Annotated in this window: 18 protein-coding genes and 2 riboswitches; of the genes, 1 reads left to right on the top strand and 17 read right to left on the bottom strand. The window is 35.8% G+C overall.

Annotated features, from left to right (window positions below; all coding sequences use genetic code 11):
• Positions 1 to 129: 129 nt before the first annotated feature.
• A complete protein-coding gene (gene gldA / locus ACNQF9_RS06085; RefSeq protein ID WP_417959345.1) occupies positions 130 to 1026 on the top strand; it encodes a gliding motility-associated ABC transporter ATP-binding subunit GldA in 897 nt (298 codons plus the stop codon).
• Positions 1027 to 1090: 64 nt separating this feature from the next.
• Here gldA and metF read toward each other — a convergent pair whose 3' ends face one another.
• The 17 genes from metF to ACNQF9_RS06000 all read right to left on the bottom strand — a co-directional run bounded on the left by metF (position 1091) and on the right by ACNQF9_RS06000 (position 21942).
• Complete coding sequence (gene metF, locus ACNQF9_RS06080) at positions 1091 to 2047, bottom strand: methylenetetrahydrofolate reductase [NAD(P)H] (RefSeq protein WP_417959344.1); 957 nt, start codon at positions 2045 to 2047, stop codon at positions 1091 to 1093.
• 59 nt (positions 2048 to 2106) lie between these two features.
• A complete protein-coding gene (metH, locus tag ACNQF9_RS06075) occupies positions 2107 to 4785 on the bottom strand; it encodes a methionine synthase (protein ID WP_417989837.1) in 2679 nt (892 codons plus the stop codon).
• Positions 4786 to 5252: 467 nt separating this feature from the next.
• Positions 5253 to 6254 carry a homocysteine S-methyltransferase family protein gene (locus tag ACNQF9_RS06070; RefSeq protein ID WP_417959341.1) on the bottom strand — a complete coding sequence of 334 codons (1002 nt, stop codon included), beginning with the start codon at positions 6252 to 6254 and terminating at the stop codon, positions 5253 to 5255.
• 266 nt (positions 6255 to 6520) lie between these two features.
• Positions 6521 to 6640: riboswitch (SAM riboswitch) on the bottom strand.
• Between the two features lie 92 nt (positions 6641 to 6732).
• Entirely contained in the window at positions 6733 to 7785 is a 1053-nt protein-coding gene (locus ACNQF9_RS06065) for an NAD(P)/FAD-dependent oxidoreductase (protein WP_417959340.1), read from the bottom strand.
• A gap of 91 nt (positions 7786 to 7876) precedes the next feature.
• The gene (locus tag ACNQF9_RS06060) at positions 7877 to 8458 is read right to left on the bottom strand and encodes a precorrin-2 dehydrogenase/sirohydrochlorin ferrochelatase family protein (RefSeq protein ID WP_417959338.1); all 582 of its coding nucleotides are present in this window, start codon (positions 8456 to 8458) and stop codon (positions 7877 to 7879) included.
• A 74-nt stretch (positions 8459 to 8532) separates the two neighbouring features.
• The gene (gene cobA / locus ACNQF9_RS06055; protein WP_417989836.1) at positions 8533 to 9318 is read right to left on the bottom strand and encodes a uroporphyrinogen-III C-methyltransferase; all 786 of its coding nucleotides are present in this window, start codon (positions 9316 to 9318) and stop codon (positions 8533 to 8535) included.
• A complete protein-coding gene (locus ACNQF9_RS06050; RefSeq protein WP_417989835.1) occupies positions 9311 to 11401 on the bottom strand; it encodes a nitrite reductase in 2091 nt (696 codons plus the stop codon). Before ACNQF9_RS06050 ends, cobA begins: the two co-directional genes overlap by 8 nt.
• Positions 11402 to 11489: 88 nt before the next feature.
• Complete coding sequence (locus tag ACNQF9_RS06045) at positions 11490 to 12734, bottom strand: sulfate adenylyltransferase subunit 1 (protein ID WP_417989834.1); 1245 nt, start codon at positions 12732 to 12734, stop codon at positions 11490 to 11492.
• Between the two features lie 147 nt (positions 12735 to 12881).
• Positions 12882 to 13781, bottom strand: a complete 900-nt coding sequence (gene cysD / locus ACNQF9_RS06040; protein WP_417989833.1) for a sulfate adenylyltransferase subunit CysD — start codon at positions 13779 to 13781, stop codon at positions 12882 to 12884.
• A gap of 72 nt (positions 13782 to 13853) precedes the next feature.
• A complete protein-coding gene (locus ACNQF9_RS06035; protein ID WP_417989832.1) occupies positions 13854 to 14555 on the bottom strand; it encodes a phosphoadenylyl-sulfate reductase in 702 nt (233 codons plus the stop codon).
• A 15-nt stretch (positions 14556 to 14570) separates the two neighbouring features.
• Positions 14571 to 15473, bottom strand: coding sequence for a sulfite exporter TauE/SafE family protein (locus ACNQF9_RS06030; protein WP_417959331.1), 903 nt, complete (start codon positions 15471 to 15473; stop codon positions 14571 to 14573).
• A 117-nt stretch (positions 15474 to 15590) separates the two neighbouring features.
• Entirely contained in the window at positions 15591 to 16001 is a 411-nt protein-coding gene (locus tag ACNQF9_RS06025) for an RrF2 family transcriptional regulator (protein WP_417959330.1), read from the bottom strand.
• 181 nt (positions 16002 to 16182) lie between these two features.
• The gene (locus tag ACNQF9_RS06020) at positions 16183 to 17355 is read right to left on the bottom strand and encodes a trans-sulfuration enzyme family protein (RefSeq protein ID WP_417959329.1); all 1173 of its coding nucleotides are present in this window, start codon (positions 17353 to 17355) and stop codon (positions 16183 to 16185) included.
• A 68-nt stretch (positions 17356 to 17423) separates the two neighbouring features.
• Positions 17424 to 17849: an OsmC family protein gene (locus ACNQF9_RS06015; RefSeq protein WP_417959328.1), complete on the bottom strand. Its 426-nt coding sequence runs from the start codon at positions 17847 to 17849 to the stop codon at positions 17424 to 17426.
• A gap of 53 nt (positions 17850 to 17902) precedes the next feature.
• Positions 17903 to 20317 (bottom strand): bifunctional aspartate kinase/homoserine dehydrogenase I, encoded by a 2415-nt coding sequence (gene thrA / locus ACNQF9_RS06010; RefSeq protein WP_417959327.1) that lies wholly within the window; start codon positions 20315 to 20317, stop codon positions 17903 to 17905.
• Between the two features lie 17 nt (positions 20318 to 20334).
• Positions 20335 to 21297 carry an alpha/beta fold hydrolase gene (locus ACNQF9_RS06005; RefSeq protein WP_417959326.1) on the bottom strand — a complete coding sequence of 321 codons (963 nt, stop codon included), beginning with the start codon at positions 21295 to 21297 and terminating at the stop codon, positions 20335 to 20337.
• A 78-nt stretch (positions 21298 to 21375) separates the two neighbouring features.
• A riboswitch (SAM riboswitch) is annotated at positions 21376 to 21500 on the bottom strand.
• A 232-nt stretch (positions 21501 to 21732) separates the two neighbouring features.
• On the bottom strand, positions 21733 to 21942 hold the full coding sequence (locus ACNQF9_RS06000; protein ID WP_417959325.1) for a hypothetical protein: 210 nt from the start codon (positions 21940 to 21942) through the stop codon (positions 21733 to 21735).
• Positions 21943 to 22387: the final 445 nt, after the last annotated feature.

The raw sequence follows: 22387 nt of genomic DNA, 5'->3' as shown, positions 1-22387 counted from the left end.
GTAAATATATAAATCTAAAAGAGAATATCCTCTTGCTTAGTCAACTTTGATGAAGGCCTTTTATATATTGCTTTATAAAAACAATAAATCAATACTTTTTCTGTTTACTTTTGCAACAAAATATATTCCATGTCAATAGAAGTTAATAACATATCCAAAAGTTATGGTGCCCAAAAAGCACTAGATAACATTTCATTTTCCATTAATAAAGGAGAAATTGTTGGTTTTTTGGGTCCAAATGGAGCTGGAAAATCGACTTTGATGAAAATATTGACTACCTTCATCACTGCCGATGCAGGCATTGCACTAGTAAATGGAAATGATGTAAACACCCAACAAAAAGCGGTTCAGCTTTCTATTGGCTATTTACCGGAACACAATCCGTTGTATTTGGATTTGTATGTGAGGGAATATTTGGCTTTTAGTGCCGATGTCTATAAAGTAGCTAAATCCCGTATCGAAGAAGTAATTCAACTGACCGGTTTAAGCACCGAATGTCACAAAAAAATAGGGCAATTATCCAAAGGATATCGGCAACGTGTAGGCCTTGCCAATGCGTTATTGCACAATCCCGATGTTTTGATTTTGGATGAACCAACAACTGGTTTAGACCCGAATCAATTAATGGAAATTCGGAATGTGATTAAAACCGTAGGGAAAGATAAAACTGTTTTCCTCTCCACACACATCATGCAGGAAGTCGAAGCGATTTGTGATCGTGTGATTATCATCAATAATGGCAAAATTGTTACCGATAAAAAATTGGATCACTTAATTTCAGACGATAAAGAACAAGTTATCGAAGTAGAATTTGATTATAAAATAGAAGAACAATTAATTGCCAAAATTGAAAATCTTGTTTCTTATAAAAATACCCACGACATGATTTGGGAATTAACTTTTAAAGCTGACAAAGACATGCGCCCAGCTGTTTTTGATTTTGCGAATGCAAACGGTTTGAAAACGCTGCAAATCAACCAGAAGAATAAAAATTTAGAGGCTGTTTTTAGAGAGATTACAAAGTAAATTATTTATAAAAAAGCTCGTTTAAACTGAGTTTAAACGAGCTTTTTATGCTAATACCGTAAAATTAAAAAACCTTACTCGCTATTTGTCGAATATTTTCTGATTTTCCCATAGAATAATAGTGTAATACTGGAACTCCGGCTGCCTTCAATTCTAATGATTGTTGGATAGCCCATTCGATTCCTACTTGTCTGATATCCGCATTATTTCTACATTGATCTACCGCATGAATTAAATCTTCCGGCAAATCAATTCTAAAAATTTGTGGTAATACTTGTAAGTGTCTTTGCACTGCAATAGGTTTGATTCCCGGAATAATAGGAACCGTAATCCCCATTTCTCTGGCTTTGGAAACAAACTCGAAGTATTTCGCATTGTCAAAAAACATTTGGGTCACTACATAATCAGCACCTGCCTCTACTTTTTCTTTCAGCCTTTTTAAATCTGAAATTAAGGAAGGAGACTCCAAATGTTTTTCTGGATACCCAGCAACTCCAATGCAAAAATTAGCTTTGTTGTCAACATCCATTACATCGTGCAAATATTTTCCACAATTCAATTGGTTGATTTGTTTGACTAAATCAACGGCAAAATCATTACCTCCTTGTTTCGGAATAAAATATTGCTCATCTTTCATCGCATCTCCACGCAAGGCCATCACATTATCAATTCCCAAATAATGACAATCCACCAATAAATATTCTGTTTCTTCTTTGGTAAAACCACCGCAAAGAACATGAGGAACTGTATCTACCGTGTATTTATGTTTTATGGAAGCACAAATACCTAGTGTTCCAGGACGCATTCTGGTCAATTTTTTATCAAGTAAACCATTGCCTTTATCAACATAAATATACTCTTCCCGAGAAGTTGTTACGTCTATAAATGGTGGTTTAAATTCCATTAACGGATCAATATTGTCGTATAATTCCTGAATGCTTTTGCCTTTTTGGGGCGGAATAATTTCAAAGGAGAATAAAGTTTCTCCTTTGGCGGCTTCTATATGCTGTGTTACTTTCATCTTAAATCTTAAAGTTTGAATGTCGAAAGTCACGTCCTTTTGACTTTATGACTGTGTTTTTAATCTGCTACATTCGGGTTCAACCATTTCATAGCTACTTCTGTTGGTATGCTTCTTCGTTTGGCGTAATCAATAACTTGGTCTTCTTTTATTTTTCCAAGTCCAAAATACCTGCTTTCGGGATTTCCAAAATAATACCCAGAAACGGATGAAGCGGGCCACATTGCCATACTTTCGGTCAAGGTCACACCAATTTCGTCTGCAACATTTAGTAATTTCCAAATCGTTGGTTTTTCTAGATGGTCTGGACAAGCTGGATACCCTGGAGCTGGACGAATTCCTTTGTAATCTTCGGCAATCATTGCCTCTGTACTCAAAGCTTCATCTGATGAATACCCCCAAATTTCTTTACGGATTTTTTCGTGTAAATATTCCGCAAAAGCTTCAGCAAAACGATCCGCCAATGCTTTTACCATTATCGAATTGTAATCGTCTAAATCTCTTTCGAATTCAGCCGCCCATTCATCAACACCAAAACCGGTAGTCACACAAAATGCACCCATATAATCGATTTTACCGCTGTCTTTCGGAGCAATAAAATCAGATAAGGCAATGTTCGGAGCACCTTTCGTTTTCTGTGATTGTTGACGTAATGTCAAGAATTTCTCTAACACTTTCCCATTTTCATCACGCAATTCAATGTCATCATCATTCACCTGATTTGCTGGGAAAATTCCATAGATCCCTTTCGCAGTCAGTTTCTTTTCTTTTAAAATAACGTCCAACATTTCATTGGCATCAGCAAAAACGGAAGTTGCTTGTTCACCAACAACAGTATCCGTTAAAATAGCTGGGTATTTTCCGAACAATTCCCATGTTCTGAAAAACGGCGTCCAGTCAATATACGGAACCAAAACATCCAAGTCGACTTCAATTGTTTTTACTCCAATAAAATTAGGCTTCATTGGGGTGTAAGTGTCCCAATCTAATTTTAGTTTGTTGACACGAGCTTGCTCAATAGTCAAGAAGTTTTTGTCTCGCGAACGATTCAAAAACGTCTCTCTAAAAGCATCATAATCAGCTCTGATGTCGCTTGCATATAGCTTTCTATCTTTGTTCAATAAATTTCCGGCAACCGTTACGGCTCTCGAAGCATCATTTACGTGAATAACCGTTTCTCTGTATTGCGGTGCAATTTTCACAGCAGTATGCGCTCGTGAAGTGGTTGCTCCACCAATCATTACAGGAATTTTTATGTTTCGCTTGTCTAATTCTTTAGCCAAATAGACCATTTCATCAAGCGAAGGAGTTATTAATCCGCTTAATCCAATAATGTCAACATTGTGCTCAATTGCTGCTGCAATGATTTTCTCCGGCGCAACCATCACCCCTAAATCTATGATTTCATAATTGTTACAGGCTAAAACAACCGAAACAATATTTTTTCCAATATCATGTACATCTCCTTTTACAGTCGCCATCAAGATACGACCTGCAAAACTGGAGACCCCATCTTTTTCAGCTTCAATGAAAGGCAGCAAATACGCTACTGCTTTTTTCATTACTCGTGCTGATTTTACCACTTGCGGCAAAAACATTTTACCTGAACCAAATAAATCTCCAACGACATTCATTCCCGTCATCAAGTTGATTTCGATAACTTCGATAGGTTTGGTAGCTGCCAATCGGGCTTCTTCCACATCTAGTTCTATAAATTCATCGACTCCTTTTACTAACGAATGTGTCAATCGTTCCTGAATGGTTCCCGAACGCCATTCCTGTACCGCTTTTTCAGTACTCTTTACATCGCCTTTTACATTCTCGGCAAAGTCCAACAACCTTTCAGTGGCATCATCACGTCTGTTTAGAATTACATCTTCAACACGTTCCAAAAGATCTTTTGGAATTTCATCGTAAATAGAAAGCATTTCAGGATTCACGATTCCCATCGTCATTCCGTTTTGAATAGCGTGGTACAAGAAAACCGAGTGCATCGCTTCCCGAACCGTGTCATTTCCTCTAAACGAAAACGAAACATTACTTACTCCTCCACTAATATGTGCATGCGGAAGATTTTCTCTAACCCATTTCGTACCTCTAAAGAAATCCAATGCGTTATCGCGGTGTTCTTCCATTCCTGTTGCTACTGGAAATATATTCAAATCGAAAATAATATCCTGCGCCGGAAAACCAACTTGATTTACCAAAATATCATACGAACGTTGGCAAATTTCTACGCGGCGTTCGTAATTATCAGCTTGTCCCGTTTCATCAAATGCCATAATAATTGCCGCAGCACCATAGCGCTTAATCAACTTAGCATGATGAATAAATTGTTCCTCGCCTTCTTTTAAAGAAATCGAGTTTACAACACTTTTTCCCTGCACCACTTTTAGCCCCGCTTCGATGATATCCCATTTCGAGCTATCAATCATGATTGGAACTCTAGAAATATCAGGTTCGGCAGCGATTAAATTCAGGAATTTTGTCATGGCATATTCGCCATCGAGCATTCCTTCATCCATATTAATATCGATGATTTGCGCGCCACCTTCCACTTGCTCTTTGGCAATGCTCAATGCTTCTTCATATTTTTCTTCCTTGATTAATCGAAGGAATTTTCTAGAACCGGTAACATTGGTTCGTTCCCCAATATTTACAAAAACGCTTTGTGGCGTAATGATTAAAGGTTCTAATCCCGATAATACAAGGTTTCTTCTCTTTTCTGCGTGTGCCATTTTGTTTTATTTAATCCTTGCACCGTTTCAAAAACCGTGTAAGTCTAGCTTTTTTTATTTATTTCTACCTTTTTTAAAAACGTGTAGTTCGTTTTGTTTCTTTTTATTTTGGGCGTGACCCAAGGGTCGGGCTATTCGTTGCAAGTCCTCGACTAATTCCGTCCCGATAGCTATCGGGACGGAATTAGTCTGTGGGCTTTTCACTGCTATCCCTCACGCGGACACTGTTCAATTCAACACTATTTATATCCAACGGATCAATTCCATTGCTGCAAAATAGTTCGTTCCTACGCAACTTTTGTGCTTTTTTCGCTAGCGCGAGCGTTCCGCTCGTGCCCATTCTAAATTACAATTCTATTGTCAAACTTTTTTATCTTGCCTTTGTTTGTGGGCACGAGCGAGACGCTCGCGCTAGCCGATAACTAAACTAGTATTATGTTAGACACGATAAATCGCGTCTCTACGTTTTACATCGTCGCTGTCGAAACTCTGGGTTTATACTCCTTAGCGATATCAGCGATCAATTTGATGTGTTCTGGGGTTGTTCCGCAACAACCACCTATGATATTTACTAAATTATCGTCTAAATATTCTTTGATAAAGGCTTGCATCTGTTCTGGCGTTTCGTCATACTCTCCAAATGCGTTTGGTAATCCTGCATTAGGATGTGCTGAAACATTAAAAGAAGTGTTTTGTGAAAGGGTTTGCAAATACGGTTTTAATAAATCGGCTCCTAAAGCACAATTGAAACCTACACTCAACAAAGGAATGTGCGAAACTGAAACCAAAAAAGCTTCTACGGTTTGACCTGAAAGTGTTCTTCCTGATGCATCCGTAATGGTACCGGAAACCATGATAGGAATATCAATATTGCGTTCGTCCTTAACTTCTTCAATAGCGAAAAGTGCTGCTTTGGCATTTAACGTATCGAAAATGGTTTCTACTAAAAGCAAATCACTTCCTCCGTCAATCAAGGCTTCTACTTGTTGTTTGTACGCAATGCGCAAATCATCAAAAGTTACTGCTCTATAACCCGGATCATTTACATCGGGCGACATGCTCGCCGTCCTGTTTGTTGGTCCAATTGAGCCTGCTACAAATCGAGGTTTCTCTGGATTTTTGGCTGTAAACTCATCGGCTACTTCACGAGCAATTCGTGCCGATTCGAAGTTGAGTTCGTAAACAATATCTTCGAGATGGTAATCTGCCATTCCGATGGTGGTTCCAGAGAACGTATTGGTTTCAACAATATCCGCTCCTGCTTCAAAATAAGCGGCGTGAACAGCACGTATCGCTTGCGGCTGCGTGAGTGACAACAAATCATTGTTTCCCTTTAAAGAATGTGGAAAATCTCGGAAACGTTCCCCTCGAAAATCTTCTTCCGAGAAATTGTACCGTTGTAGCATGGTTCCCATAGCTCCATCGAGTATGAGTATGTTTTCTTTGATAGCTTCTTGAATGCTTGACATAACTTTTTATTTCTTGTAAATCGCGATACATATCGGGATTTATACTTTTGATTACTAACTCCAAAAGCTCACTATATTAGCTTTTTAGCCCCGAGTGCAGCGGCATCTTTTTTTTCTGGTGTTCAGAAAAAAGATATAGCGGAAAGCGGGAACAATATTGGCAAAAAAACGCCAATTGTTTGCTTCTGATACTGAAATTAATTCAGTAGGCTAAATATCGATATGTTGTCAAGAAAAGTTTTGAGAAATACTAAGTGAGTATTCGTGTGTTATCTATCTTAGATACTGAAACTGGTTCTGTATAAAGTAGAATGTAGCACCTTCTTTAAAGATAAAGGGTTGCTAAGGTTTCATTGGGTCATTCCCTCCGCCTTTCGTGATAACTGTCAATAAATATAGGAACACTGCAAAGTAAAGACAAAGCGCTAATACTTGCAAGTATTAGCGCTATATTTTTTAACTAGTTTCTAGTAAGTTGTTAAACAATGGCTTTGACTACAGCTTTTGGAGCCTCTTTACGAGTTCCGTCAAATCCGTCCACGCCAGAAACTGTAGTATATTTTAATACATATTTCTTACCTGGATTAATGATTTGGTAGGCTGCCTGACACATTAATGTTGCTTCGTGAAAACCACAAAGAATCAATTTTAATTTCCCTGGATAGGTATTTACGTCACCAATGGCAAAAATTCCTGGAATGTTCGTTTGATAATCTAAGGCATTGTTAACTTTAATAGCATTTTTTTCAATGTCTAATCCCCAGTCTCCGATAGGGCCTAATTTTGGCGTTAATCCAAAAAGCGGAATAAAATAATCTGTAGGAATGGTTCTGTGGGCTCCATTTTCTTCAATATCAATTGATTCTAAATGTTCGGCTCCATTTAAACCAACTACTTCTGCTGGCGTTATCATTTTTATTTTTCCTGAATTTTTTAATTCCTGCACTTTTTCTACAGAATCTAAAGCACCTCTAAATTCATTTCTTCTATGAATCAGAGTCACTTCGGAAGCAATATTAGATAAGAAAATACTCCAGTCTAAAGCGGAATCACCACCTCCAGCAATTACGACTCTTTTGTCTCTGAATTTTTCTGGATTTTTAATGAAATACTTGATTCCTTTGTCTTCGTAAAATTCGATGTCTTCAATTAATGGTTTTCTAGGTTCAAAACTTCCTAACCCACCGGCAATTGCTACAACCGAAGCATGGAATTTTTTTCCTTTATTCGAAGTCACAATAAAACTTCCGTCTTCTTGTTTTTCAATGGTTTCTGCACGTTCACCCAGCGTAAAACCAGGCTCAAATTGTTTGATTTGTTCCATTAAATTATCCACTAAATCACCCGCTAATACTTCCGGAAAACCTGGAATATCATAGATTGGCTTTTTAGGATACAATTCAGATAGTTGTCCACCTGCTTGAGGCAAGGCATCTAAAATATGACATTTTAGTTTTAACAATCCTGCTTCAAAAACGGCAAATAAGCCAGTTGGTCCGGCTCCTATTATAAGTATGTCTGTCTTAATCATTTTTTTTTCTTTATGTAATTATTTAATCCAAAGTAACGATTGCTTTTTACTGCTTTAAATGATAAATATCATTCGTTCTTTTGCAATGCTTTTATTCTTTATTTTTTAACGACTCGGTTATTTCATTCATTTTCTGCACTTTTTCCTCGAAATTCCCCTTGAGTGTTTTGCGATATTCATTTAGGTTTTCGACCATTTTATTGATGTCGTCTGGAATGATTTCTTCAAAAAGCTCCCGTAATCTTTTGGCTGTTGTTGGCGATTTTCCGTTTGTTGAAATGGCTATCTTGACATTTCCTTTAGTTACAATTCCGCCCAAATAATAATCGCATAAATCTGGCGTATCGGCAATATTGCAAATTAAGTGTCTTTTTCGACACAAGTCGAATACTCTTTTATTTACTTTCAAATCATCGGTACAGGCAATTACCATGTGGCGTTTGCGAAGCATCCAGCGATTAAACTTTTTATAGGTCAATTTTACCGAAGGATGTTTTTGCACTAGCGTTTCTAGTTCCGGTAAAAACCTTGGCGCCACAACCTCAACATTTGCATTTGGACTCGATTTCAACATGAAAGATAACTTTTCTAAACCCACATTTCCTCCACCTACAATCAACACATTCAGGTTGTGTAGTTTTAAAAAAACAGGATACAATTCATTTCTTTCCATTATTATGTTATTTTCCTCTCTACTGCAGAAACCTCTTAATTCTCTTGAGATGAGTCAACAAAGATTGTAATAATTTATACTTTATTTTTATACGATTTGCTTCCTACGAACTCCTCGTAAAATCCTTTCAACTTATTACTTTCTTTCACTACTTCTCCAATAACTATTATCGCTGGTGAACTCAAATTGTTCTCGGCAACAACTACTTGAATATTATTTATAGTTCCAACTCCAATTTTCTCATTTACAGTGGTTCCGTTTTGAATAATTGCAACAGGCGTTTCTCCTTTGGATTCCTTTTGAAATAAAGACACAATCTGTGATAGTTTACTCATTCCCATCAAAATTACAACTGTTGCTGATGATTGTGCTGCAAGCGCTACGTCATCTGACAAATTCCTATTAGAAGTAGTACCTGTAATAACCCAAAAACTTTCGGACACTCCTCTTTTTGTCAAAGAAATTCCTTGATAAGCTGGAACTGCAATCGAAGATGAGATTCCGGGTACTACAAATGTAGGGATTCCAAAACTTTCTGCGAATTCAATTTCTTCACTTCCACGTCCAAAAATAAAGGGATCGCCACCTTTCAATCGAACGACATTTCCATAGGTAAGCGCATTGTCTACAATCAACTGATTGATTTGGTCTTGCGTATATTCATGGCAGCCTTTTCGTTTCCCTACAAATATTTTTATAGCATCTTTGGGTGCATGAATCATTATTTCATCATTGGCTAGTGCATCATACAAAACCACATTCGCTTCCGCCAGCGCCTTTACTCCTTTCAGAGTAAGCAAATCTGGATCGCCAGGACCAGCGCCTACTAAAGTTACTTTGGGTTGAATTGTATTATGCATCAGCTAAATCTTTGGCTCTATATTTCTCTATTGTATCAAAAAACGCAACGCCTTGTTGGATGTATTTTTGTGCAAATTCGGCAGAAGGCTCATTATCTTTAATTTGATAAACCAAATCTTTAAAGCTTGAGTCCAATTCTATTTTTTTGCTATCGATAAAAACAGTATCAAACAAATCGATAATTCCAGCATGGTGATTTGTTTTTTCGTTTTCAGCCAATAATATTGCTTTGGCACCGTTTACAAAACCGGCGTAGGATAAATAAATCGCGTCCGACCATTTTTTATCTTCGAAAGCTTCCTGTGCAAAAGTCATTTTATCTTTGGCTTCTAATATTAAAGTAGCCACTAAATCAATTACTACACCTGCACATTCTCCTACTCCAACTGCTTTTACGTAGTTATCAGCATTTCCCCAATCAACAAAATCAGCCTCGGTAAGGTTTGTTATATCCGCTAATGGTTTCAAGAATTCGTAGAAATATTTTTCTCCTTTTGCATCGTAATAATTCAAGAATGATTGTCCGTTTCCATTCGCATCAAAGTCATTTAAGATAAAACGCAACGCATCAGGTCCTCTTCTACTTGGAATTTTGATTACTTTATCAGAAAATCTTCCGTTTCCATTTCCTAGATTTCCTCCGCCCAATAATACCTGAAGTGCTGGAGCAACTAGTTTTCCTGCATTAATTGACATTCCTTGGAAACCAATTTCGGACATATTGTGTTGTCCACAAGCATTCATACAACCGCTAATTTTAATGGCGATTTGTTGGTTGTTGCTGTATTGTGGATATTCCGTTTTTAATACTCTTTCTAATTCATCCGCGATACCAGTACTGCTTGCGATACCTAAATTACACGTATCCGTTCCTGGACAAGCCGTGATATCTCCGATCGTATCATATCCTAAAGCAACAAAATCTAATTTGGCTAATTCTTGGTAAAAGAACGCTAGATTTTCTTCTTTAATATTACGTAAAACGATGTTTTGTCGTAATGAAAAACGCAATTCATTAGCACCATAGTTTTTAATCAAATCGGCTAATAATCGTGCTTTATCTGTATAAAAATCTCCTAAAAGTACTTTAATACCAATAGCTACATATCCTGCTTGTTTTTGTACAATCACATTTGATTTTTTCCAAGCTTCAAAAGCTTCCACATCCTCAATTGTTACTGATGGCACTGCCAACAATGGTTCTGTAATTACTCCTTCAAATGCAGTAGTGTCTATTTCGTAAGTATGAAAAGGCAAGGCTTTTTTCTCTTCGTCAACCAAACGTAAAAACTCATCACGCCCTAAGTCTTTGATTAAGAATTTCATACGTGCTTTCAAACGTTTTGCTCTTTCTCCGTAACGGTCAAAAACCCTGATTATACCTTCGGCAGTTGGGATAATTTGGTTCACCGGTATAAATTCTGAAAGCAATTCAGCGTGACTTGGTTGAGAACCTAAACCTCCGGCAAACATTATTTTGAACCCTTTTTCACCATTTACAATCTTTGGAATAAATCCTAAATCATGCAAATAACTCAAAGCGGTATCTTTATCAGAAGAGGAAAAGGAGATTTTGAACTTACGTCCCATTTCTTGACAAATTGGGTTACGCAATAAATATTGAAACAAACCATGCGCATAAGGCGATACGTCAAAAGGTTCGTCAACATCTACTCCTGCTAATTCGCTTCCAGTAATATTACGCACGGTGTTTCCACAAGCTTCTCTCAAAGTGATATCATCTTTGGCTAATTCTGACCAAAGTTCAGGCGTTCTGTCTAAACTCACATAGTGAATTTGAATATCCTGACGGGTTGTAATGTGCAAACGTCCCGTAGAATATTTATCGGATACTTCGGTAATACGCTTCAATTGCTCGCTAGTCACTTTTCCGTAAGGTAATTTAATGCGAATCATTTGCACGCCTTCTTGACGTTGACCGTAAATACCACGTGCCAAACGAAGACTGCGAAAACGCTCATCGTCAATTTGTCCACTTCGGAAGGAATGAATTTTTTTCTCTAAATCGATAATCTCTTTTTGGACAATCGGATCTTCTATTTCGGTTCTAAAACTTTGCATCTTTTTTAGCTTTTAGCTATTGGCTTTGGGCTTTTAGCTGTTAATCTATATCTTTTAACTTATTTAATTTTTTAGCATAAGCTAAAAATTATTTTATAAAACCAACTCCTGCTGTTGTATTGGTTGCAGCATCTATTAAGATGAAGGCTCCGTTAGATTTATTATCCGTGTAAGCATCAAAATAAATGGCTTTGCTCAATTTGATAGTTACTTCTCCAATTTCGTTTATAGCTAATTGAGTCGCTGGAGTTGTTCCTGAATAATCGGTTGCGATTACATTTTTTACCCCATCAATTTTCGCCAAAACTCTATTGCTATTGTGCTGTACATAATATTTTGCACCTGGGACCAATTTTTTACTGTCCATCCAACAAACAGTTGTTGTGATGTCTTTTTCAATTTTAGGAAGTTCATTCGATTTTACAATCATATCCCCTCTGGTTACATTGATATCATTTTCCAGTTCCAAAGTAATAGAAGATCCTGCTGTCGCTTCATCAAATTGTTTGTCAAAAAAATGAATATTTGTTACTGTAGATTCTGTTAAAGAAGGAAGCACCGTTACAGCATCCCCAACTTTGATAGTGTTCCCGTATAATTTTCCTGCATATCCTCTAAAGTCATGGTACTCTTCCGTTTTTGGTCTAATTACTGTTTGAACAGGAAAACGTGCGATTCCGTTTTCATAGATATCATTTGGTTCCAATGCTTCCAAATGTTCCAAAACCGTCTGTCCAGTGTACCAAGGCATATTCTCCGATTTATCGGCAACATTACCACCATTGATTGCACTTAGCGGAATGTAACTTACATTTTGTTCTTTGAAAGCGCTTTTTGCATTTAATGCCTGAAAGTCTGCTTTGATTTTGTTGTATACTTCTTCTGAGTAATCAACTAAATCCATTTTGTTTACCGCAACAATAACGTCTTTTACTCTCAATAGATTATTGATAAAAAAGTGACGGTACGTTTGCTCAATAACTCCTTTACGGGCATCAATCAAAATGATTGAAACTTGTGAAGTTGAAGCTCCGGTAACCATGTTTCGTGTATATTCTACGTGACCCGGAGTGTCGGCAATGATGTAGCTCTTCTTGGCTGTCGAAAAATAAATATGCGCCACATCAATCGTGATCCCTTGTTCTCTTTCGGCAACTAAACCATCAGTAGCCAATGAAAAATCTAAATAATCGTATCCTTTCTGTTTGCTGCTTTTTTCTATTGCTTCAATCTTATCTGTAGTCAACGATTTTGTATCGTACAATAATCTCCCGATTAAGGTACTTTTTCCGTCATCTACACTTCCTGCTGTTGCTATTTTTAAAACTTCCATTCCTTATTTTTTATTTGAAGTCTAAAAGTTTAAGGTTTTCAAAACACCTTATGTAAACTTCTAAATTTGATTTTTTTATTTTAAATATTGAATTTTAAATTTTAAATGTCTCGGAACAATTCATAATTTATAATTCATAATTGTTTCCTAAAAGTACCCTTGTTGTTTTCTTTTTTCCATCGCGGCTTCAGAACGTTTGTCATCAATTCTGGCTCCTCTTTCAGAAATAGTCGAAGATCTAATTTCGCCAACTACTTCTTGAATCGTTGCTGCATAAGAATCAACAGCTGCTGTACAACTCATATCTCCAACAGTTCTAAAACGAACAATTCTTTCTTGAATTTCTTCATCTTCTTCTTGGTAAACAAATGGAGAATGCGACCAAATCATACCGTCTCTCAAGAATACTTTACGCTTGTGTGAAAAGTAAATCGATGGAATTTCGATTTGCTCTTGTTCGATATAACTCCACACATCCAGTTCCGTCCAGTTCGAAATTGGGAAAACACGAACGTTTTGACCATTTTCAATTTTTCCGTTTAAAATATCAAACAATTCCGGACGTTGGTTTTTTTCATCCCATTGGCCAAAATCATCCCGAACAGAGAAAATACGTTCCTTCGCTCTTGCTTTTTCTTCATCACGACGCGCACCACCGATACAAGCATCAAATTTAAACTCTTCGATTGCATCCAATAATGTTGTCGTTTGCAAACTATTTCTGCTGGAATATTTACCCGATTCTTCTACAACTTTCCCTTCGTCAATAGCATCTTGCACATTACGAACAATTAATTCCAATCCTAATTCTGCAACCAATTTATCTCTAAAAGCAATAGTTTCTGGAAAATTATGACCTGTATCAACGTGCAACAATGGGAAAGGAATTTTCGCAGGAAAAAAAGCTTTCTGTGCTAAACGCACCAATGTAATCGAATCTTTTCCACCAGAGAAAAGCAAAACCGGTTTGTCAAATTGAGAAATTACTTCTCTAAATATGTATATCGCTTCGCTTTCTAAAGCGTTTGTTTTTAATATGGTACTCATTATTTTAATTTAAAGATTTAAAGGATCGAAAAAATTAAAGATTCAACAATCCTTTATAATTTATATTCACAATTACTTTTGGTGTAAACCACATTCTTTATGGCTGGATTCCCACCACCATCTGCCTGCTCGTATGTCTTCATCTGCAGTAATTGCTCTGGTACATGGAGCACATCCTATACTTACAAACCCTTGTTTGTGTAGTACATTTTGTGGCACATTGTTTTTTTCTAAATAGGCTTCTACTTCTATCAAAGTCCATTTTAACAATGGATTGAATTTTATAATATCAAACTTTTCATCGTATTCAAAAAGATCTAAGGCATTTCTGTTTTCAGATTGTTCCGCACGTAAACCAGTAATCCAGATGTCATTCCCTTTTAATGCTTTGGTCAACGGCGCCACTTTTCGAATAAAACAACACTCTTTTCTATTCTCTACCGATTCATAGAAGCTGTTTGGACCTTTTTGATTTAACAACTCTTGCACCGCATTTGTTTCTGGGAAATAGGTCTTAATGTCTATTTTATATTTTCTTAAAGTTTTATGAAAAACATCATACGTTTCCTGAAATAATCTTCCTGTGTCTAAAGTAAAAATGGTAATTGGCAAATCATTTAGACCAATTAAAGCCGTAATCACCTGATCTTCCTGACCAAAAGAGGTAGAAAAAACTACGCTATCCTTATATTCATTGGCTAAAAAACGAAGCGTTTCCTCTATGGAAAAATCTTTGGTTTTATGCAATAAAGCTTTTACTGTATCTGTGCTCATAATTCTGTTTTTCTTTTACAACAATTTTGACAAGGTTCTTAAACTCAAAATAATAATTAAAATACCTACCAAAATCATCATGGGTTTCCTTTTAATTTTATTGACTAATAAAGCGGCGATTGGCGCGGCAATCACACCTCCTAAAATTAAACCTATAATAACCTGCCATCCTTGGATTCCTCCAAAAATCATAAATGTAATACCACTAGCAAAAGAAACCGCAAATTCAGCTGCATTCACAGAACCAATTGTGTATCTAGGATTTCTACCGCGTCCTAATAATGTAGAAGTAACAATTGGCCCCCATCCTCCACCTCCAACAGAATCCATGAATCCTCCAAAAGAAGCCAGAATATTCAATCGCTTCGTTTTCTTTTTAATAATGTTTTTTTGCATTGCCTTTCTGATAATTATAACCGCCAAAGCAATCATATACACCGCAATAAAAGGCTTTATTGCATCTCCATCAATTACATCTGATAACAAATAAGCTCCAGTAATCGAACCCAAAACTCCGGGTATCAACAAATGTTTTACTAATTTTTTATTGATATTTCCAAATCGATGATGCGAAATAGCAGAAGCACCGGTTGTAAACATTTCGGCAACATGAACACCTGTACTACTGATGGCTGGTGGAATTCCATACGCTAATAAAAAAGAAGTTGAAGTAGCTCCGTAGCCCATTCCTAAAGTCCCATCTACCAGCTGTGCAAAAATCCCAATGCAGAAAAAGATTAAAAATTCTTGATTCAACCCAGCAATCAAACTATTCCATGAAAATTCAGCGTGATGATTGTAAACCAATGTAGCAATTAATCCAATTAATAAGGCAACCGGAATAATAACCCACAAACGTTCTTTAAATGTAATTTCAGGTTTTAAGGAGACCCTATGTTCTACTGCTTCTTTATTCATATTCTATGGAAAATCAACTTTTATTAATAATTATCTATTACCCTATAGGAAAGCTAGATTAGTATGCAAAAATACTACTTTTTGCTTAACTACAAAACTTATTTAAAAAAATGTTTGTTAAAATGCAATATCCGCTAGGGTATTGTTTTCCAATATCATCAGGGTATTGTCTCGCACTTCGGTCATTAATTTCCGAACGGCGCAAGTAGTTTCATCGGCACAGTCTGCACAAGGCTCATAAAAATTATGGCTGGCACAAGGAAGTAACGCAATAGGTCCCTCTAGAGTGCGATACACATGGGCCATATTTATTTCCTTAGGATCTTTTATCAAATAATAGCCTCCGCCTTTTCCTTTTTTGGCTCCTAAAAAACCAGAATGGCGTAACAGTAGTAAAATACTTTCTAAAAACTTAATCGAAATAGTCTCGCTTCTTGCTATTTCAGCAATTTGTATCGGTGTTTGATCTTTCTGGCGTGCCAAAAAAGTCAATGCTTTTATTCCGTATTTAGTTTTCTTTGAAAGCATAATTGATTTTTGATTGAAATAAATGATTTCTGATTTTTTATGGTTTCAAATCAAAAAAACCATACCCTTTTTACAACAACAAAAATATACTTTTTGAATGAAGAATGGTGAATGTAGATTAACGATTGTTGTTGGATGAGAAATCTGCAATTTAAAATCGTCTATCTACATTCAAAAATCTTTATGAAAGCGCTTGTTCCAAATCAGCAATTACATCCTTCACGGTTTCCAATCCAACAGAAACACGCACTAAACCATCGGTAATACTTACCGCTAAACGTTCCTCTACAGATAATTTACTGTGTGTTGTTGATGCAGGATGTGTTACAATGGTTCTCGTATCGCCTAAATTTGGTGATAAAGAGCATAGTTTTAATTTATCCAAAAAATTTCTTCCGGCTTCAAGACCGCCTTTTATTTCAAAAGCAACAATGTTTCCTCCTAAAAGCATTTGTTTTTTGGCAATTTCATATTGCGGATGCGATTTCAAGAAAGGATATTTCACTTTATTAACCTGAGGATGGCTTTCCAGAAATTCAGCCACTTTCATGGCATTTTCACAATGCCTGTCCAAACGAATCGCTAACGTTTCTAAACTTTTTGATAATACCCAAGCATTAAAAGGCGATAAAGAAGGGCCAGTAAGTCGAGAAAACAAATAGATTTTCTGAATCAATTCTGCATCACCAACAGTTATTCCTCCCAACACTCTTCCTTGACCGTCCATTAATTTTGTAGCGGAATGCACCACTAAATGCGCACCCCACTTTATCGGTTGTTGCAGATAAGGTGTAGCAAAACAGTTATCAATTACCAAAATCAGATTGTGTTTTTTAGCAATAGTTCCTAACAGTTCTAAATCGATAATATCAACAGCCGGATTGGTAGGTGATTCAGCAAAAAGAATCTTTGTATTTGGAGTAATAAAACTTTCAATCGTTTCTGGCTTATTGATATCAAAATAGGAGGTTTCAATATTCCATTTTGGAAAATAATTGATGAATAAAGAATGTGTCGCTCCAAAAACACTACTGGAAGAAACTATATGATCACCCGATTTCAATAAAGCTGCCATGGTTGAATACACTGCTGCCATTCCTGAAGCAAAAGCAAAACCAGCTGCAGCACCCTCCATTTTACAGACTTTGTCTACAAATTCATTCGTGTTTGGGTTGCTGTAACGGCTGTAAATATTTCTGTCTTTTTCCTCAGCAAAAGAAGCGCGCATGTCTTCGGCATCTTCAAACACAAAACTGGACGTTAAGTACAAAGGCACAGAATGCTCTAAATATTGCGTTCTTTCTAATTGGGTGCGGATGGCTAAGGTTTCAAAACCAAATTCTTGTTCGTTCATTCTAATTGTTTAAAAAGTTTAAGGATTAAAGTTATTGGAGTAATATTTCACCAATCATTTTATCCAAACTATAATGGTTTATTGTTTAAAACTACTTTATAGTGTATCGTCGCTGTTGGCTCTAATGTTTTAGAAACCGAACAGTATTTTTCGAAAGAAAGCTGCGCTGCTCTGGCTGCTTTTTCTTCATTAATAGGCCCCTCCAAAAAGAAAACCACGGTAATTTCCTTGAATGGTTTTGCTTCTCCTACTTGTACCCGTTCCCCTTCAACCTCAGCCTTAAAAGAGGTGATTTCTTGTCTTTGTTTTTTTAGAATCGAAATCATATCAATGGCGCTGCAACCTGCAACACCCATCAATACTAACTCCATTGGACTTGCACCCATGTCATTCCCGCCAAATTCAGGTCGGCTATCAACGTTTACTATATGCCCACGCTCGTTTTTTAATTCAAAGTGGAAATTGTCATTTACTCTGTTTAATGTTATTTTCATCTTGTATTTTTTTTATCTGAAATCAAAAATCATTAATCTGCAATCTTAAAGTATTACCCTTTATCCGATAATCTCAAAATATCCCCAAAAACACCTCTCGCCGTCACGGCTGATCCTGCGCCTGCGCCTTGAATCACAATTGGTCTGTCGCCATACGATTCCGTATAAATTTCGAAGAATGAATCAGAACCTTTCAATCCTCCCAAAGCGGTATCGGAAGGTACCGAAACTAATTTCACTTCGAGATCACCTTTATCATTTTGCAAATCACCCGATAATTCACCTATGTATCGCAACACGTGGTTTGGTTTTTGGTCGGCCTTTATTTTAGCATAAATTGGGTCGAGCTCCGTCAGTTTATTTAGGAAATCAGAAACATCACCTTCACGTAAATGTTCTGGAATTAAATTCTGAATATTAATCTCTTCGAACTCATTTTGCAAGTCTAATTCTCTTGCTAAAATCAATAATTTTCTACCAACGTCGTTTCCACATAAATCTTCTCTTGGATCGGGTTCCGTATACCCATTGTCAATAGCTTCCTTTAAAATCTCGCTAAACGGAGCATCTTTGGCAGAAAAATTATTGAATAAATAACTCAATGTTCCTGAAAAAACACCCTTAATTTTCGTAATATTCTCTCCTGAAAGGTGTAGTAATTTAATAGTATCAATTAAAGGCAATCCCGCTCCAACATTGGTTTCATAAAGATAACTCTTTTGATTATCTGCCAATACTTTTCGCAATTTTTTATAAAAACTATAACTTAGTGTATTTGCAACTTTATTAGATGAAATCAAATCAAAACTGCTTTCTACTAAAGAAATGTAGTTCTCGACAAATGCAGTGCTTGCGGTGTTATCAATCGCAATTAGATTCTCCAAGTGATGCTCATTTGCATACGCAATCACATCGTTAATGGTATATGAAAAGCCGTTATTCTGGATTTCATTTTTCCAATTTGGCGTTACTCCATTTTTATTTAGAAGTACATTACTTGAATTGGCGATTGCAAAAACATTCAATTTGATGTCTTTCCTTTTCTCAATGGCTGCAGCAGATTCCAATATTTGGTTAATCAATGTTCCACCCACTAATCCGTGACCAAAAATGGCAATATTAATTTTCTTGGAAACTCCAAAAATCTCTCCATGAATTACGTTTAAGGCTTTGTGAAGTTGTGATTTTTTCACCACCAAACTCACATTTTTACCCGTAACCGTATTATTGAAAAGTATGGGAACAATTTTATTTTTTATCAACGCCGTGTAAGGCTTATGAAACGTACTTAAATCCTGACCAATGATAGAAATTACCGAAACATCATCGGTAACCGTAATTTTATTGACATCTTTCGAATAAAAATCATTTTCAAACTCTTTTTCCAGTTCAATCATGGCTAAAGTAGCTTTATCAGCAGCCACTACCAAACCAATTCCTCGTTCAGAAGAACCTTGAGAAATGATACTTACGCTGATATTATTGTCACCCATCACTCTAAAAATTCGTGCATCAACACCCGTTTTTCCAAGCAATCCTCTTCCCTCTAAATTCACTAAAGAAACATTTTCAAGCACCGAAAGTGTTTTAATCCCTTCTTTATTAGAATTGGATGTAATTAATGTCCCCTTATTTTCGTGGTTGAATGTATTCAAGATACGAAGCGGAATGCTTTTTTCTAGCAACGGAATTATAGTTTTGGCATGAAGAATTGTTGCACCAAAATTGGCTATTTCATTCGCTTCATTAAACGATAAATGATCGATTTTTTTTGCATCAATTACTAAATCCGGGTTGGCAGTATAAATTCCGTCAACGTGCGTGTAGTTTTGAAGCTCATCTGCATTCAAATAATTAGCAATTAATGAAGCCGTATAATTACTTCCATTTCTACCTAAAGTAGTGGTGTCATTATTAGTGTTGGAGCCAATAAAACCAGTAATTATATTTACTGTTGTACCATTATTTTGCTTGAAATAATGGATTACATTTTTCTTCGAAATTTGCTCCAAAGGTTGGGCATCGCCAAATTTAGAGTCGGTTTTTATTAATTCACGTGTATCGGCGAAACGAGCGTTTATTCCTTTTTCAACCAATATAGCTGTCAATAATTTTGCAGAAAGCAATTCTCCTTTTGACAAAATCTGATCTTTAATTTTATTGCTGTAATCCCCAATTAAACTTACTCCTTCAAATAATTTTTCTAAAACATTGAATTCCTCCGACAAGTCTACTGCATGGTATTCATCTTGTTGGTAGGATTTAAATCCTTCAAATAACGGTTTGTAAGCACCGTTTTTAGAAGCCATTTTTAAAATTTCGTCCAACTCATCTGTAGCGTTTCCTCTTGCCGAAACCACTATTGCAATTTCCTCTCCTTGACTCACTTTATCAACAATAATAGCAACTACTTTATTGATTCCCTCACCATTCGATAATGATTTCCCTCCAAATTTTAATATTTTCATTCTGTTCGTTTTTTGGCTTAGAATAAATCCTGAAGCAAATTGTCTAATTGTTTGTATTCTATCAAAAAAGCATCGTGGCCGTGAATGGACACAATTTCTTGATAGGTGACATTATTTTTATATTTTTTTAATTCCTCGTAGGTTGCTTTATTTTCATTTGCAGTAAAAAACAAATCTGAATTGATGCCGATGATATGAATATCAGCTTCAATTTTTGACGTTATTTCTTCAAATGAATTTCTTTTTCTGGTAATATCAATAGTTTTCAGCAATTGATTCATCATTTTATACGACGAAATTTGAAAGCGTTTTTGCAATTTTTCGCCATGATGCAACAACCAACTTTCTATATTGAAAATAGCTAATTCGGCATTGGTGGTTCGCTGAAATTTTGCTGCAAAAGATTCTGGAGTTCGGTAACATAACATGGCATGAATTCTGGCATCTTCAATAGGTTTTGAAGAATTATTCAATATTTGTTCCTGTAAAAAGCAATTGGCTATCAACCAATCCGTCGATTTCCAATCGGTTGCAATCGGAATTAAGTGTTGGGTTATTTTTGGCTCCAAGGCCGCAATTTCCCATCCAATCCCTCCTCCTACGGAACCACCAATAATTGCATACAGTTGTTTTATTTTAAGAAAACGTAAGCCTTCAATAAAAATTCTGGCAATATCTCTGGCATTAAAATCCGCGTAGTTTTCAATGATAAAATCATCAAAACCATTTCCTGGAACATTAAATGCGAGTATTGTATATTTAGTAGTGTCTATCGTTTTATTTACACCAATTAAATCGTTCCACCATCCGTTTTCTCCCACAACTTGGGAATTTCCGGTTAAGGCATGATTTACCAAAACGATTGGAGCGGTATGCAAAGCGGGACCAAAAACTTGATAACTTAAGTTTAAGGCGTCATGAAAACCCCCACTTTCGGTGGTGAAATTTTGTATAGTACTAGATGTTGGTTTATTTTCCAATTTCAAATCTTTTATGATTTTTGATTTGTGTCTGGAAATATTAGAAAGAAAGCTAGAAGTGAACTAGAAGAATTCTTAGTGTTATCTTTCCTTTAGATTCTGAAATGATTCAGAATAAAGGTAGAATGCAGCACCTTCTTCGATAAATCGAAGGGTTGCTAAGGCTTCATCGGGTCTAATCCCTCTGCCTTTCTTTATAACATTTCAATACGTTTTTGAACTTAAAGATGCAAATTAACTACTATTTTTTTTAACAACCAAATTTTCAAGCAGATTCATTTCTCGATTGGAATTAAATAAAATCCAGAAATTACAAATACATTATTGTTATTCTGACGAAATAGAAAGTATCCCAAATGTTTTTTCTATCTCGTCAAAACAACATATTTTCGTGCTTTCTCCAGATTCCCAAAACCGAAAATAAATTCCGATTTCTTAAATAAATAATGTTTCATTCTCTTTTGAATACATTAGAAAAAGCAATGAATTAGGCACTTTTTTTTGTGCCAAAGCGTCATTCTTAGAAATCTCGAATCTAGGATGAATCAATTCGTTTTTAGAATCGTACTCATTTTCGTTTTTTCTTCTGAAATTAATACTTCTTAATAACTGAAATGTCTTTGGAAAATACTTTGTTGTGCTCATAATTTTTTAGGTTTTAGGTTTTTAAACTCTCTCTAGGTTTCATTATATTTATTATTTTAAAATTTGAAATACGTTGATAAAACAAAAAACCCTTTTAGATCTGTATCCAAAAGGGTTTAAAGTCGTATTATAAACTTACACTTTTGGAATCAACAGACGTAAATACCCATAATGGCATTAACACAAATCATTGTAGTGACTGTTAAATTATTTATTTTCTGGTTTTTTAGGTTATTCATTTATGCTTTTATTACTGTAAAAATTCATTCTATTTACTTGTATTCAAAAAAAAAGCTTCCCTATTTTAGGGAAGCTTTTGCTATATAATTTTAATTTAAAACTATACAATAAACAACCCACAGGATTTTACCTGAGTGACTTTAAAAAAAGAATAGTTATTAAATTTCATCTTTGTATTTTTGATAATCAAATTTGCAAAATATTT

Origin of the sequence: Flavobacterium amylolyticum (genome assembly GCF_048284335.1) — a bacterium.
Classification (GTDB): Bacteria; Bacteroidota; Bacteroidia; order Flavobacteriales; family Flavobacteriaceae; genus Flavobacterium.
Note: the sequence above shows the minus strand (reverse complement) of the source record. Positions and strands in the feature narration are given on the sequence as shown.

What these genes read in the sequence shown, in the direction of transcription:
- gldA (WP_417959345.1), top strand. Translation starts at nt 130, where the DNA reads ATGTCAATAGAAGTTAATAACATATCCAAAAGTTATGGTGCCCAAAAA.
- metF (WP_417959344.1), bottom strand. Translation starts at nt 2,047, where the DNA reads ATGAAAGTAACACAGCATATAGAAGCCGCCAAAGGAGAAACTTTATTC.
- metH (WP_417989837.1), bottom strand. Translation starts at nt 4,785, where the DNA reads ATGGCACACGCAGAAAAGAGAAGAAACCTTGTATTATCGGGATTAGAA.
- ACNQF9_RS06070 (WP_417959341.1), bottom strand. Translation starts at nt 6,254, where the DNA reads ATGTCAAGCATTCAAGAAGCTATCAAAGAAAACATACTCATACTCGAT.
- ACNQF9_RS06065 (WP_417959340.1), bottom strand. Translation starts at nt 7,785, where the DNA reads ATGATTAAGACAGACATACTTATAATAGGAGCCGGACCAACTGGCTTA.
- ACNQF9_RS06060 (WP_417959338.1), bottom strand. Translation starts at nt 8,458, where the DNA reads ATGGAAAGAAATGAATTGTATCCTGTTTTTTTAAAACTACACAACCTG.
- cobA (WP_417989836.1), bottom strand. Translation starts at nt 9,318, where the DNA reads ATGCATAATACAATTCAACCCAAAGTAACTTTAGTAGGCGCTGGTCCT.
- ACNQF9_RS06050 (WP_417989835.1), bottom strand. Translation starts at nt 11,401, where the DNA reads ATGCAAAGTTTTAGAACCGAAATAGAAGATCCGATTGTCCAAAAAGAG.
- ACNQF9_RS06045 (WP_417989834.1), bottom strand. Translation starts at nt 12,734, where the DNA reads ATGGAAGTTTTAAAAATAGCAACAGCAGGAAGTGTAGATGACGGAAAA.
- cysD (WP_417989833.1), bottom strand. Translation starts at nt 13,781, where the DNA reads ATGAGTACCATATTAAAAACAAACGCTTTAGAAAGCGAAGCGATATAC.
- ACNQF9_RS06035 (WP_417989832.1), bottom strand. Translation starts at nt 14,555, where the DNA reads ATGAGCACAGATACAGTAAAAGCTTTATTGCATAAAACCAAAGATTTT.
- ACNQF9_RS06030 (WP_417959331.1), bottom strand. Translation starts at nt 15,473, where the DNA reads ATGAATAAAGAAGCAGTAGAACATAGGGTCTCCTTAAAACCTGAAATT.
- ACNQF9_RS06025 (WP_417959330.1), bottom strand. Translation starts at nt 16,001, where the DNA reads ATGCTTTCAAAGAAAACTAAATACGGAATAAAAGCATTGACTTTTTTG.
- ACNQF9_RS06020 (WP_417959329.1), bottom strand. Translation starts at nt 17,355, where the DNA reads ATGAACGAACAAGAATTTGGTTTTGAAACCTTAGCCATCCGCACCCAA.
- ACNQF9_RS06015 (WP_417959328.1), bottom strand. Translation starts at nt 17,849, where the DNA reads ATGAAAATAACATTAAACAGAGTAAATGACAATTTCCACTTTGAATTA.
- thrA (WP_417959327.1), bottom strand. Translation starts at nt 20,317, where the DNA reads ATGAAAATATTAAAATTTGGAGGGAAATCATTATCGAATGGTGAGGGA.
- ACNQF9_RS06000 (WP_417959325.1), bottom strand. Translation starts at nt 21,942, where the DNA reads ATGAGCACAACAAAGTATTTTCCAAAGACATTTCAGTTATTAAGAAGT.